A 12,633-nucleotide genomic window follows, 5' to 3' on the forward strand; every position below is an offset into this window, starting at 1 on the left:
CATGACCGACACGGAGTTCACTGCTGAAGACGGCCATGGAGCCGTTCCCACCACCGACGTGCCGAACCGGCTCGCCCCGGCCCCGGTCAAGGCGGACTGGCCCCTGTACGAGGTGTTCGTCCGCGGCAAGCGCGGCCTGAACCACGTTCATGTCGGTTCCTTGCACGCGCCGGATGATGCGATGGCACTGCACCATGCTCGCGACGTCTACACCCGCCGCAACGAAGGTGTGAGTATCTGGGTCGTCCCGTCGGTCGCGATCGTCGCTTCCAGCCCGTCAGAGAAGGACCCGTTCTTCGCTCCTAGCGGGGACAAGGTCTACCGGCATCCGACGTTCTACGACATTCCCGACAACGTCCCCCACATGTGAGGCGCACACCATGATCGATCACGACAACGCCTACGGGGGCCTCGTCGACGAAGACAACCACGGGCAGTGGGCCTTCGGCACCAGCTTCGACGACCCACTCGCCGGCGTGGACACCACCGTCCCGGACGACGTCGACCTCGGCGCCCTGGCCAGATACTGCTTGTCACTCGGCGACGACGCTCTGATCTCTTCGCACCGACTGTCCGAATGGTGCGCCCGAGCCCCCGAGCTCGAAGAAGAGATGGCCCTGGCCAATATCGGCCTGGACCTGCTCGGCCAGGCGCGACTGTTGCTCGCCCGCGCGGCCGCCGCCGACTCCAGCGTCGTTCCGTTCATCTCCGACTCGTCACCCGTGCCCGCTGAGGACGCCTTGGCGTTCTTCCGCACAGATGCCCAGTTCCGCTGTGTCCGTCTGTGCGAGCTCGACAACGCTGACTTTGCTGAAACCATCGTGCGCACCCTGGTCCTGTCGACCTGGCGGCTCGCTATATTCGCCAAGCTACGCGACAGTCGTGACCCGGTCCTGAGCGCGGTGGCCGCCAAGGGTGTCAAGGAACTGACCTACCACCGCGACTACGCTGCTCGTTGGACCGTCGTTCTCGGCTGCGGCACCGACGAATCCCGTCGCCGGATCCGCACGGCGCTCGAGTTCGTCTGGCCCTACACCGCAGAGCTTTTCGTTCCCACCGAGGACGAACTGGCGCTCGCTGCCAGCGGCGTCGGAATCGACCCCCGGACGGTGCGCGAAGAGTTCGACGCGGTGACAAGCCACGTATTGCACGCAGCGGAACTCGAGACGCCCGGCGGTCCGACGGTCGGCACGGTCGGCGGACGGGCCGGCCGACTCGGTCTGCACACCGGGGCCCTGAGCGTGTTGCTGGCCGAGATGCAGTCCGTCGCACGCGCGCATCCCGACGGGTCGTGGTGACTATGACCACCGCGGCCCGAACCAATACCCAAGGCATCGAGAACGCGCGGGCACTCGTCGAGTCGGTCCTCGACCCCGAGATGCCGATGCTGACCCTGGCAGATCTCGGTGTCGTCCGCGACGTCGCGGTCGACCCGGACGGTGCTGTGGTGGTCACCATCACGCCCACGTACTCCGGATGCCCCGCACTGGCAACCATGCGCGCCGACATCGAACATCTTCTGTACCAGCACGATTACCGCCGGGTTCGGGTCGACACCAGCCTCACCCCGGCGTGGAGCAGCGACTGGATCACCGAATCGGGGGTGCGCAAGCTGCGCGAAGCCGGATACTCCACACCGGGCACCGCGCCCACGGCGCGGGGCCCGGTGCCGCTCACCCTGACCAATCGGCGCCGCGCCGTCGCCTGTCCCCAGTGCGATTCCCCCCATACCGAACTGGTCTCGGAGTTCGGAGCCACCTTGTGCAAGGCGCACTACCGATGCCTGGCCTGCCTCGAACCGTTCGACCATGTGAAAGAAATCTGACATGACCACCACCGCTGAGTCACCCGATATCCGCCGCGCTCCACGCAATCGCGACTTCCACCATCTACAGGTTGCCGACGTCGAGAGTCTCTGTGACGACGCAGTCGCCGTTACTTTCGAAGTCCCGGACAGCCTGGCTGCGGAGTTCGATTTCCAGGCTGGACAGTCCCTGACTCTGCGCCGCACCATCGACGGCGTCGAGCATCGCCGGTCGTACTCCATCTGTGCACCCGTCGGCGGTTCGCCCCGCGTCGGCGTGCGGGAGGTGCCGGGCGGGCTGTTCTCCACCTGGCTCGTCCGTGACGTCCGCGCCGGTGACGTCGTCGAGGTTCAGACACCGGCCGGCAACTTCGTCGTCGACCCTGCCGTCGCTGGCAGGCACCTGCTGATCGCCGCGGGCTCGGGCATCACGCCGATGCTCTCCATCGCGGCATCGGTCCTCGCGAACCCCCACTCGTCGGCAGTGCTGCTCTACGGCAACCGGCGCACTCGCTCGGTGATGTTCGCGGAGGAGATCGCCGACCTCAAGGATCGCTACGGCACCCGACTCGAAGTCGTCCACGTACTCTCCCGCGAACCCCGCGATGTCGAACTGTTCACCGGCCGCCTCGATGCGGATCGCCTCCGCAACATCGTGTCAGCGGTCGTACCCGTGGCAGATATCGACGACGTCTGGCTGTGCGGCCCCTATGGCATGGTCACCGACGCCCAGACCGTCCTCGGCGAGTTCGGCATCGACAGCGCACGCATCCACCACGAACTGTTCTTCGTCGACGACGTGCCGCCCCCGCAACAGATCCACCGCGAGCCGGGGGTCGAGGGCCCCTCCAGCGAGGTCACCATCGTCCTTGATGGCCGCAGCACCACCGGCACCCTGCCGCGCGACCAGAACATCCTCGACGCCGCCGAGGCCATCCGCTCCGATCTCCCCTTCGCTTGCAAGGGCGGCGTCTGCGGCACCTGCCGCGCCAAGGTCACCACTGGCGATGCGCAGATGATCCGCAACTATGCACTCGACGACGATGAAGTCGGCGCTGGATTCGTACTCACCTGCCAAACCCTGCCCTGCAGTGATGCCGTCACCATCGACTTCGACGCCTGAAACCGCTCGGCCTGTACCCGCGCAGCGAAATACCAGATGCCGGAAGCTGTCTCGCCTCGAGGTTTCCTCGCCTTCTCGGAGGACTCCGAATGTGGTCCGATAGGACCCGGACGGAGCCATCGTGGCAGCACCGAGGGGCACCCGGACGGGTTTGCGTGAGAACGTCGCCGAGCTCGAACGGGTCTACGTGGTATTGCGTTCAGCGAGTGCATATTTCGCCTCGGAGCTCAACCTGATCCGGAGGTGATCGTGCGGTTCGTCACCGACCACCCGCAGCACTCGTTCGAGCTCGCATTGCCCCATCCAACGGAATCAAAAAAATCAGCTCTCCCGACTATCGGGGCCACCTCGCAATCACATCCGCCTGGTCGACCTGGCAACACCAAGCGCGGCTGTCCCGCTACAGGCGACGAGAACCCTGTCCAGCTGAGCGCCGGTGCAGTCCTAACAGGCCGGTGGGGTCATGATGACTTCACATTCGCCGGGCGTCGAACAGCAATCGGCCAGATCAGCGCTATGCCCGTTGCGGCTGCGCTCGTCATTCTCCCTCGCTGAGCCATGTCGGTCCTGGTCCGTTGTCCTCATCGAAGATGAGCCACGTCCGAGTGGACTGCACGCCGTCCAAACTCTGCAACCGATCCAGTACGAGGGTGCGCAGGCTGGAATTGTCTGGTGCGCGGACCAGCACCAGCACGTCGAACTCGCCTCCCAGTAGGGAGAAATGCTCGACAAACGGCAGCGTTCGAAGACGCGTGGCAACACCTTTCCACGAGTCCTGACGTATCGATAGTGCAATGAACGCGGACGCACCGAAGCCCGCCCGCCCGTGAGCGATGCGGGTGGTGAACCCATCGATGATCCCCGCCCCTTGTAGTCGCTCGATCCGCACGTAGGCATGGGCCCGAGAAATATGCGCCTTCTCCGCGAGCGATCGCATCGAGATCCTGCCGTCTTCCACCAGGAGCTGGATGATTCGCCGATCGACCCTGTCCAGTTCGTGGTTGTCATCGGTGTTCACTGCCATTCGTCCATCCTGAGTGCGGCCATCGCATAGCGAGTGGACATTGTGCTATCGGTTCCTCCCATCTTAGACAATATGTCGTCGAAATTCGATTGCTGGTTGTGGTAGTGACATCACATTGCGAGCATTGGTCGACACAATGCATTCTTGGAGGTTGATGTGACGCTCGTGGAACGTGCGCCTACGCAGGAGTACAGGCAGTACTTGCCCGCGGACACCGTGGTTCAGTACCTGAGTCCAGCGGGTGAATCTATGTCGAGCGAAGCTCGGTACCCACGCCCCGACGATGCTCGCCTCGTCGATATGTACCGAAACATGGTGCTGGGCAGACGATTCGACCAGCAGGCGACAGCACTGACAAAGCAGGGACGCCTCGCCGTCTATCCGTCTTCGCGTGGTCAGGAAGCGTGCCAAGTCGCGGCTGCGATGAGCATGCAGCCGTCGGACTGGATGTTCCCCACCTACCGAGACTCGGTGGCACTTGCGACCCGCGGTGTAAAGCCAGTGCAGATCTTGAGCATGCTCGCCGGCGATTGGCACTGTGGGTATGATCCGGCTGCCCACCGCAGTGCCCCGCAGTGCACTCCCCTGGCCACTCAACTGTTGCACGCGGCCGGCCTGGCGTATGGCGAGAGCCGGAAGGGCAACCCCACGATCGCGGTCGCGTTCTGCGGCGATGGTGCGACCAGTGAGGGTGATTTCCATGAGGCGTTGAACTTTGCGGCCGTGTTCAAGGCGCCGGTGGTATTCCTGGTTCAGAACAATGGATTCGCGATCAGCGTGCCACTCGCCCGGCAAACCGTTGCACCGAGCCTGGCGCACAAAGGAATCGGCTACGGGATCGGTTCCGAACAGGTGGACGGGAACGACCCTGTCGCGATGCTCGCGGTGATGGATGAGGCCGCGCGGTTCGTCCGGGCAGGCAATGGACCTGTGATCGTCGAGGCACACACTTACCGCATCGACGCCCACACCAACGCGGACGACGCGACCCGGTATCGCGACGCCGCCGAAGTCGAGCAGTGGCTGCAGCGTGACCCACTTCTACGCCTGGAGGCATATCTGCGAGGTAAGGGCATGATCGACGATGGCTATGTTGCCGACCTCACCGCCGAAGCAGAGGCTCAAGCTGCAGCGCTCCGGGACGGCATGAACGCCGATCGCCCAACTGACCCGCTCGATCTGTTCCGCCATGTCTTCGCCGAGCCCACTCCGCAGTTGCGTGAACAGCAGGCCCAGGTACAAGCAGAACTCGCAGCCGAGATCGAGGAGAACTGACATCGTGCCCACACTCACCATGGCACAGGCGCTCAATACAGCATTGCGGGATGCCCTCACCGCGGACGAGAACGTTGTCGTCTTCGGCGAAGACGTCGGCACCCTCGGCGGCGTGTTCCGAGTTACCGATGGGCTGACCCGTGACTTCGGTGAAGACCGCTGCTTCGATACACCGCTGGCCGAATCCGGCATCATCGGATTCGCGATCGGTATGGCCATGGCTGGATTCAAGCCGGTCGTCGAGATGCAGTTCGACGCATTCGCCTACCCCGCATTCGAGCAAATCGTCTCCCACGTCGCCAAAATTCGTAACCGCACCAAGGGTGCGCTGTCGGTTCCGATGGTCATTCGCATACCGTTCGCCGGCGGGATCGGCGGCGTCGAGCACCATTGCGATTCCAGCGAAGGCTACTACGCACACACCCCAGGTCTGAAGGTGGTTGCTCCAGCGACCGTCGAGGACGCCTACACCTTGCTGCGGCACGCGATCGACGACCCCGACCCCGTGATCTTCCTCGAGCCCAAACGACTGTACTTCTCCCGAGCCGACGTAAAGCTTGTCCAGGGCGCACCGTTCGGGACGGCTACGGTGCGGCGTGCGGGTAGAGACGCCACCCTGATCGCGTACGGTCCGTCGGTCGCGGTTGCACTCGAGACGGCTGAGGCTGCTGCGGCCGAGGGTCACGACCTCGAAGTGATCGACTTGCGTTCGATTGTCCCGTTCGACGATACGACTGTGATGACATCGGTGCGCAAGACCGGACGGTGCATCGTGATCCAGGAGGCGCAGGGTTTCGCCGGCGTGAGCGCAGAGATCGCTGCTCGTGTTCAGGAGCGATGCTTCCATCACTTGCATGCACCGGTATTGCGGGTCAGTGGATTCGACATCCCTTACCCTGCCCCGAAGCTCGAACGCCTGCATCTGCCCGGTGTCGACCGAGTGCTCGACGCCGTCGACAGACTGCAGTGGAATGACATCGCCGACACCCGTTGGGCGGTGACCGCATGAGTGACCAGGTATTCCTGCTCCCTGATCTCGGTGAAGGACTGACCGAGGCCGAGATCTTGGAATGGAAAGTGAAGGTCGGCGACACCGTCGTCATCGATCAGGTAGTAGTCGAGGTCGAAACCGCCAAAGCTTCTGTCGAGGTGCCTATTCCGTTCGACGGGACGGTCGTGGCCCTGCACGGAGACGAAGGTGCCACACTGCAAGTTGATACCCCCTTGATCACAGTCACCAGAACCGGAACCTCACCGACTACCCCCTCGGCGCACGAACAGTACCGAGAGGAGGAGCGCGCAGGATCGGGCAATGTGCTGATCGGCTACGGGACCAGCGACGACACCCGCAAACGCCGAAGGCGCGTCGGTTCTCGCTCCACGACAACCCCACCGGCAAGTACGACCCGTCCTACTATCCCAGCTCCGCTGCACAGTGCGGCCACCACCGATTCCAGCCGCGTGATCTCGCCGATCGTGCGAAGCCTCGCCGCCGAGAACGCGATCGACCTTTCAACCGTGATCCCCACAGGGTTCGGCGGCGTGATCCGCCGCGCTGACGTCGAGCAGGCGATAGCAGGAGCGCCTGGGCCACTCACTGCGGCGATCCGCATGACCAACTCCGATCAGCGGGTCCCGCTGAAGGGGCTGCGTAAGGCCGTCGCGGACAAACTTTCCACCAGTCGTCGGGAAATCCCCGATGCGACGACGTGGGTAGACGTGGACGCCACCAACCTCATCCAGGCCCGCCGCTCGATCAATGCCAGTCTCGCGGAGAACGAGCAAATCAGCCTGCTGGCATTGCTCGCACGGCTGACCATCGCAGCGTTGCAGCAGTTCCCGGAGCTCAACGCCACCGTCGACACCGCTCGTGCAGAGATCATCCAGTTCGGCAGCGTGCATCTCGGAATCGCGGCGCAAACACCACGTGGTCTGGTCGTCCCTGTGGTCGAAAGCGCCGACAGCCTCACCACGGTCGAGCTCGCACAGCAGTTACGGGCAACCACGGTGCTCGCCCGTGACGGCAAGCTTCCCCCAAACCGCCTGACTGGGGGCACTTTCACCCTCAATAACTACGGAGTGTTCGGAGTAGACGGTTCGACGCCCATCATCAACTATCCTGAGGCGGCCATTCTCGGCATCGGCCGCATCATCGATAAACCCTGGGTAGTCGACGGCGAGCTGACCGTTCGCAAGATCACCCAGATCTCTCTCAGCTTCGACCACCGCGTCTGTGACGGTGGGGTTGCCGGCGGATTCCTGCGATTGTTCGGCGACTACATCGAGAATCCGATCGCTGTGCTGGGGAGGCTCTGAATGACTGTGACACAGAGCGATGTCCTCATTCTGGGGGGCGGATCCGGTGGCTACGCATGCGCAATTCGTGCCGCTCAGCTGGGCCTATCGGTGACACTGATCGAAGCCGACAAGGTCGGCGGCACCTGCCTGCACCGGGGTTGCATTCCCACCAAAGCCCTGCTCCACGCCGCCGAGGTCGCCGACACCGTACGGGATAGTGCGGAATTCGGGGTTCGGGCAGCCTTCGAGGGCATCGATATCGCCGCTGTCCACAAGTACAAGGACAACACCGTCGACCGCCTGCACAAGGGCCTGAGCGGACTAGTTGCACATCACAAGATCAGCGTGGTCAACGGACACGGGACCCTTGTTGGCGACCGGACTGTCGACGTCGAGGGAACCCGGTACACAGGATCCTCTGTCGTCTTGGCTACCGGCTCGCACGCACGCACTATTCCGGGCATCGAGCTCGGCGACCGCATCGTCACAAGCGATCGCGCACTGGAGCTCGATTACGCACCGAAGTCCGCGATCGTGCTCGGCGGAGGCGTCATCGGGGTCGAATTTGCCAGTGTCTGGGCATCATTCGGCGCAGATGTCACAATCATCGAAGCGCTCCCCCGCCTTGTCCCCGCTGAAGACCCATGGTGTTCGAAGCTGCTCGAACGGGCCCTGCGCAAGCACGGAATTTCGAGCCTGACGGCGACCAAAGTCGCGGCCGCGAAGGAGTCCGCCAACGGGGTCGTTGTCGAACTCGACGGCGGTCAGCTACTCGAGGCAGAGGTACTGCTGATGGCAGTCGGGCGTGGACCACGCACCGCCGACAGCGGCTTTGCCGAGCAAGGGATCACTCTCGAACGCGGCTTCGTCGTTACCGATGAGCGCCTCCGCACCAGTGCCGACGGTGTCTACGCGGTCGGAGACATCGTCGCTGGGCTTCAGCTCGCGCACCGCGGCTTTCAGCACGGAATCTTCGTGGCAGAGCAGATCGCCGGACTCGACCCCGTCCACGTCGACGAGCACCTGATTCCCAGGGTGACGTACTCGCATCCTGAGGTTTCCTCTGTCGGTCTGACGGAAGAAACCGCCCGCGAGCAACACGGTGAGGTCACATCCGTTGTCTACGATCTCGGGGGTAACGGCAAAAGCCAGATCCTGAGAACGGCTGGAGCCATCAAGGTCGTCCGGGCCGGAGATCGCGACAGCCCCGGGCCCGTAGTGGGTGTACATATGGTCGGTGATCGCGTCAGCGAACTGATCGGTGAAGCGCAGCTCGCGGTGGCGTGGGAGGCGCTACCCACAGATATCGCGCGATTCGTGCACGCACACCCTACGCAGAACGAATCGTTCGGAGAGGCGATGCTCGCGCTCGCGGGAACTCCGCTGCACTCACACAGCTGATCGTCCGGGGGTGGAGGTCCGGCCCCGCCAATCGAAACCTCCACCCCGTTCGACGAGCCTCCACAGAGCCACCCTCACACGGTTGGTACCGAAACGATCTACAAAATCAACCGAACCCGATCTCGAACTCGTCGCTGAATGCCCGGTAGAGCGCATTTCACGGCCGTCTCGAATGATTCGGTGGTGGACGAAATCGTCTCCGATGAACAGTGAGCTCTATCGGAACCAATTGGGTATCGCGATCCGGAAGAAGACACACAAATGGATGAACAGATCGGGAAACCTCCAACAGCGGGACGAAAGCTGCTCCGGCTCGAGATCCGAAACGCGGAAACTCCGATCGAACACAAACCCGATTGGATCCGCACCCGCGCGAAAATGGGCCCGGCGTACACCGAGCTCAAGGGGCTGGTCAAAAAAGCGGAACTGCACACGGTCTGTGAGGAAGCCGGGTGCCCTAACATCTACGAATGCTGGGAGGATCGCGAGGCCACGTTCCTGATCGGCGGTGAACAGTGCACCCGCCGTTGCGACTTCTGCCAGATCGGCACCGGCAAGCCCGCGGCTCTCGACCGCGAGGAGCCGCGCCGCGTGGCCGAAAGCGTCAAGGCCATGGGCCTGCGCTACTCGACGATCACCGGTGTCGCCCGCGATGATCTGCCCGACGGTGGAGCGTGGCTGTATGCCGAGACGGTCCGACAGATCCACGCGCTGAACCCCGGCACGGGTGTCGAGAACCTGATCCCAGACTTCAACGGAAAACCTGACCTGCTCGCCGAGGTGTTCGAGTCTCGACCGGAGGTCCTAGCCCACAATCTGGAGACTGTCCCCCGCATCTTCAAGCGGGTCCGCCCGGCCTTCCGCTACGAGCGGTCCCTGGGCGTCATTACCGCGGCTCGCGACGCCGGTCTGGTCACCAAGTCGAACCTCATTCTCGGCATGGGCGAGACGCCGGAGGAGGTCCACCACGCGATGGTGGATCTACACGAGGCCGGCTGCGACATCATCACGATCACCCAATACCTGCGCCCGTCGCCTCGGCACCATCCGGTCGAGCGTTGGGTCAAGCCGGAGGAGTTCGTCGAGCACGCCGAGGCCGCCGACGAGATCGGTTTCGCCGGTGTCCTGTCCGGGCCGCTGGTCCGCTCGTCGTACCGCGCCGGCCGCCTCTACGCGCAGGCGTCGGCGCACCACGGTCGGGCTCTTCCTGCGAACCAGGCCCACCTCGCCGAGCAAAGCGCCATACGGCAAGATGCAACGTCGGCGATCGCCCAGAAGCGCTGATCGAATGCCGGGCACCGGCCTACGTGGAATCGCGGTCTCGCTGCCCGCGGCTGTCCGTGGCCGCGTCCGACGCATGACACACCGACCTCACCTATCGCGAGCTGGCATCAACGATAAGTTCCCGTTCCTGCTCGGCTACGAAGCGGCCGACACAGTCCGCTGTCCGGAACTCACCGGCGGACTCGCCGATGTCGACATCGATGCCGGCCCTTGATCGACTTCTTCTCCCGGGGCGGGTCGCTCAATCCTCCTGGTACGGCGACTGTCTGCCGGATCGCGACTTCCCGATGCTGATCAACCTGTACCTGCAGAGACGACTGCCGCTGGACGCGTTCGTCACCAAGCACATCACCCTCGACAAGGTGGAGCAGGCCTTCCCCGCCATGCACGAAGGCAACGTGCTGGGGTCGACGATCCTACCGTAGGCGGGCGGCTTCGTATCGATAAGGTGGTGACCTCTGGATCCCTCCAAAATGCCCCGTATCTGGGCGAAGCCACCTGCGCGCCCGTGTTGGTGCACCCCGACAACCACCCGCTCTGGCAGCAGACACATTCAGGCCAGGAGTACTGGTCGCTCACGACGCACCGGGTCCATCCGCAGACGCCTGCTCACGGCTCCCAGCGCACGCGCGTCTACACCGGCAACACCACGAATGACGCGCCAGTTTGGACCCGGTACGCCGCGGTCGTAGCCGGGTGGACAGCTGATAGTCGGCAGCGCTACCGGTCGGTGCTGCGGTTGCTGCGTGCGTCACCGAGGCGCCGGTTCGCGAGCGTCAGTGCGGCTTGGTCCGTGGTAGTGGCATTCGTCTGAGCGATTGCGTACACCTCCGCCAGTGTGTCGCCGATACCGCGAGTGCGCTGTTCGACGGTGTCCTTGTCCCAGCCGAGAACCTCGCGACCCACCAGATGTAGTGCCCCGCCAGCGTTGGTGACGAAGTCAGGGGCATAGAGAATTCCACGCTCGCGGAGAATCGTGCTGGCGTGCCCGTCTGAGAGGATGTTATTTGCGGCTCCGACGACAGCACGAGTGGGTAGTTCGGCTGCGACACGACGGTCGATGACCGAACCCATCGCGCAGGGGGCGAAGATGTCGCAAGGCGTGCACAGGGCCTGGTCGACTCCGATAACGGTGTGTCCGAGTTCTTCTGCCCACGCCAGGCGCTGGGCATCGGTGTCGCAGACGATAAGGCGAGCTCCTGCCTTCGAGGCGAGATCTGCAACGACGCCGCCTACGGCCCCGAGTCCCTGGACAAGAATCGTGAGTCCGTAGAGGTTGCCCATCTGATGATGCGCGGCGGTGGCTTTCAGTGACTCGAACACACCGAGCGCGGTGTTGTGAGCGCTCGATCCAGCGCCTCCGCGCTCAGTCGACCTGCCGAACACGAAGCTGGTTGCGTCGTTGAGGGCGTCCATGTCCGCAGAGTTCGTATTTACATCTGGACCGGTGAAATAATTGCCCTCGAGCTTGTCGATGTTCTCCGCATGCAGGGTCAGAATTCGAGCCCATGTGGTGTCGTCGATCTCGTGCCGGGGTGCCGGTAGCGCGATCACGGATTTACCTCCTCCCATAGGAAGATCGCTTACGGCCATCTTCAGCGTCATCGCTGCTGCCAAGTTTCCTGCATCTTCGATTGCGTCCGCCAGGGATGCGTACTGTACTGCGCGAGTTCCGCCCGCAGCCGGTCCGAGCTGTGTCGAGTGCAGGCGGACGACGAAAAACGCTCCGGTTTGTGGGTCGTAGCGGGTCACAGTAAGTTCCCCGTCCCACGTCAATGCGTCGTCAAAGTTCATGGTGTTCACTTCCGTTCGGTGTTCGCTCCGGCCTGGGACGCACGCCCATCAGCGGTCCGGGTGGTCTGGCAGCGTCGCTGTTCGTCCGCCCACCGGTCGCATCCAGGTACTGACCCGCGGTATCCGTAGGTCAGTGGGAAGGAAAATTCGGTGGTGCGGCGCATCCAACGACTCCACGAGCGTCAGGCCTGCCTTCAAATACATTGTGTTTGCTAATAGTCACAAGCGAGAGATCTGATTGCAATAACCTTGATTAATACGAAGACGTTTGGCCCTTAGCGATTGCCCTTCCAGCCGAATGCCTCACCGCCTTGTCAGCGGCTATACCGTGATGGACAGATGGCAAAAGACCGACATGACACCTTTGGCTTGCTGAAAGGTGGGCTTGAGCAGTTGTCGTCGCGCTCAGGCCACCAGCCCGTCCGACGACTGCCGATGATCTCTGGGTGTCGGTCTGGAAAATCGTCAGTGAATGCGTTTCTCGGCAGTATCATTGAACCACAACAAATTCTGTGCATGCGCGCTGAAATGTGCGACCGACCAGGTCGTCATGACACGGGTAAACCGACCGTGGTCATTTTCCCGCATCGTCGTTTCGCCGAATGCGCTCCACCAGCGATTCGCTGAGCA

Annotated in this window: 11 protein-coding genes and 1 pseudogene; 10 read left to right on the forward strand and 2 right to left on the reverse strand. The window is 63.2% G+C overall.

Annotated elements, in window-relative coordinates:
• Window position 1 precedes the first annotated feature (1 nt).
• From paaB to paaE, 4 genes are read left to right on the forward strand one after another with little or no spacing between them, the layout of a single operon-like run.
• A complete protein-coding gene (gene paaB / locus ACWZHB_RS12625; RefSeq protein ID WP_427908123.1) occupies window positions 2–370 on the forward strand; it encodes a 1,2-phenylacetyl-CoA epoxidase subunit PaaB in 369 nt (122 codons plus the stop codon).
• Window positions 371–380: 10 nt separating this feature from the next.
• The gene (gene paaC, locus ACWZHB_RS12630) at window positions 381–1,298 is read left to right on the forward strand and encodes a 1,2-phenylacetyl-CoA epoxidase subunit PaaC (RefSeq protein ID WP_427908124.1); all 918 of its coding nucleotides are present in this window, start codon (window positions 381–383) and stop codon (window positions 1,296–1,298) included.
• Window positions 1,299–1,300: 2 nt separating this feature from the next.
• Entirely contained in the window at window positions 1,301–1,825 is a 525-nt protein-coding gene (gene paaD / locus ACWZHB_RS12635; protein WP_427908125.1) for a 1,2-phenylacetyl-CoA epoxidase subunit PaaD, read from the forward strand.
• Window position 1,826: 1 nt separating this feature from the next.
• Entirely contained in the window at window positions 1,827–2,927 is a 1,101-nt protein-coding gene (gene paaE / locus ACWZHB_RS12640; RefSeq protein WP_427908126.1) for a 1,2-phenylacetyl-CoA epoxidase subunit PaaE, read from the forward strand.
• A gap of 538 nt (window positions 2,928–3,465) precedes the next feature.
• Here paaE and ACWZHB_RS12645 read toward each other — a convergent pair.
• Complete coding sequence (locus tag ACWZHB_RS12645; protein ID WP_427908127.1) at window positions 3,466–3,951, reverse strand: Lrp/AsnC family transcriptional regulator; 486 nt, start codon at window positions 3,949–3,951, stop codon at window positions 3,466–3,468.
• 156 nt (window positions 3,952–4,107) lie between these two features.
• On the opposite strand from ACWZHB_RS12645, the gene pdhA reads away from it, so the two are divergent.
• The 6 genes and pseudogenes from pdhA to ACWZHB_RS12675 all read left to right on the forward strand — a co-directional run.
• Window positions 4,108–5,226, forward strand: coding sequence for a pyruvate dehydrogenase (acetyl-transferring) E1 component subunit alpha (gene pdhA / locus ACWZHB_RS12650; RefSeq protein ID WP_427909148.1), 1,119 nt, complete (start codon window positions 4,108–4,110; stop codon window positions 5,224–5,226).
• 4 nt (window positions 5,227–5,230) lie between these two features.
• Window positions 5,231–6,235, forward strand: coding sequence for an alpha-ketoacid dehydrogenase subunit beta (locus tag ACWZHB_RS12655; protein ID WP_427908128.1), 1,005 nt, complete (start codon window positions 5,231–5,233; stop codon window positions 6,233–6,235).
• On the forward strand, window positions 6,232–7,542 hold the full coding sequence (locus tag ACWZHB_RS12660) for a dihydrolipoamide acetyltransferase family protein (RefSeq protein WP_427908129.1): 1,311 nt from the start codon (window positions 6,232–6,234) through the stop codon (window positions 7,540–7,542). Before ACWZHB_RS12655 ends, ACWZHB_RS12660 begins: the two co-directional genes overlap by 4 nt.
• Entirely contained in the window at window positions 7,543–8,925 is a 1,383-nt protein-coding gene (gene lpdA, locus ACWZHB_RS12665; protein ID WP_427908130.1) for a dihydrolipoyl dehydrogenase, read from the forward strand. It abuts the gene before it with no gap.
• A gap of 261 nt (window positions 8,926–9,186) precedes the next feature.
• Window positions 9,187–10,209: a lipoyl synthase gene (gene lipA, locus ACWZHB_RS12670; RefSeq protein WP_427908131.1), complete on the forward strand. Its 1,023-nt coding sequence runs from the start codon at window positions 9,187–9,189 to the stop codon at window positions 10,207–10,209.
• A gap of 207 nt (window positions 10,210–10,416) precedes the next feature.
• Window positions 10,417–10,634 (forward strand): annotated as a pseudogene (locus ACWZHB_RS12675) (S-(hydroxymethyl)mycothiol dehydrogenase); the annotation flags it as partial.
• A gap of 295 nt (window positions 10,635–10,929) precedes the next feature.
• Here the strand turns inward: ACWZHB_RS12675 and ACWZHB_RS12680 are convergent.
• Complete coding sequence (locus ACWZHB_RS12680) at window positions 10,930–12,003, reverse strand: Glu/Leu/Phe/Val dehydrogenase family protein (RefSeq protein WP_427909149.1); 1,074 nt, start codon at window positions 12,001–12,003, stop codon at window positions 10,930–10,932.
• Window positions 12,004–12,633: the final 630 nt, after the last annotated feature.

Source organism: Nocardia sp. FBN12 (assembly GCF_054031145.1).

Bases quoted from the DNA above. Each gene is read 5' to 3' on its own strand.
- ACWZHB_RS12680 (WP_427909149.1), bottom strand. From the start codon at position 12,003: ATGAACTTTGACGACGCATTGACGTGGGACGGGGAACTTACTGTGACC.
- ACWZHB_RS12660 (WP_427908129.1), top strand. From the start codon at position 6,232: ATGAGTGACCAGGTATTCCTGCTCCCTGATCTCGGTGAAGGACTGACC.
- ACWZHB_RS12645 (WP_427908127.1), bottom strand. From the start codon at position 3,951: ATGGCAGTGAACACCGATGACAACCACGAACTGGACAGGGTCGATCGG.
- paaE (WP_427908126.1), top strand. From the start codon at position 1,827: ATGACCACCACCGCTGAGTCACCCGATATCCGCCGCGCTCCACGCAAT.
- paaD (WP_427908125.1), top strand. From the start codon at position 1,301: ATGACCACCGCGGCCCGAACCAATACCCAAGGCATCGAGAACGCGCGG.
- paaC (WP_427908124.1), top strand. From the start codon at position 381: ATGATCGATCACGACAACGCCTACGGGGGCCTCGTCGACGAAGACAAC.
- lipA (WP_427908131.1), top strand. From the start codon at position 9,187: ATGGATGAACAGATCGGGAAACCTCCAACAGCGGGACGAAAGCTGCTC.
- paaB (WP_427908123.1), top strand. From the start codon at position 2: ATGACCGACACGGAGTTCACTGCTGAAGACGGCCATGGAGCCGTTCCC.
- lpdA (WP_427908130.1), top strand. From the start codon at position 7,543: ATGACTGTGACACAGAGCGATGTCCTCATTCTGGGGGGCGGATCCGGT.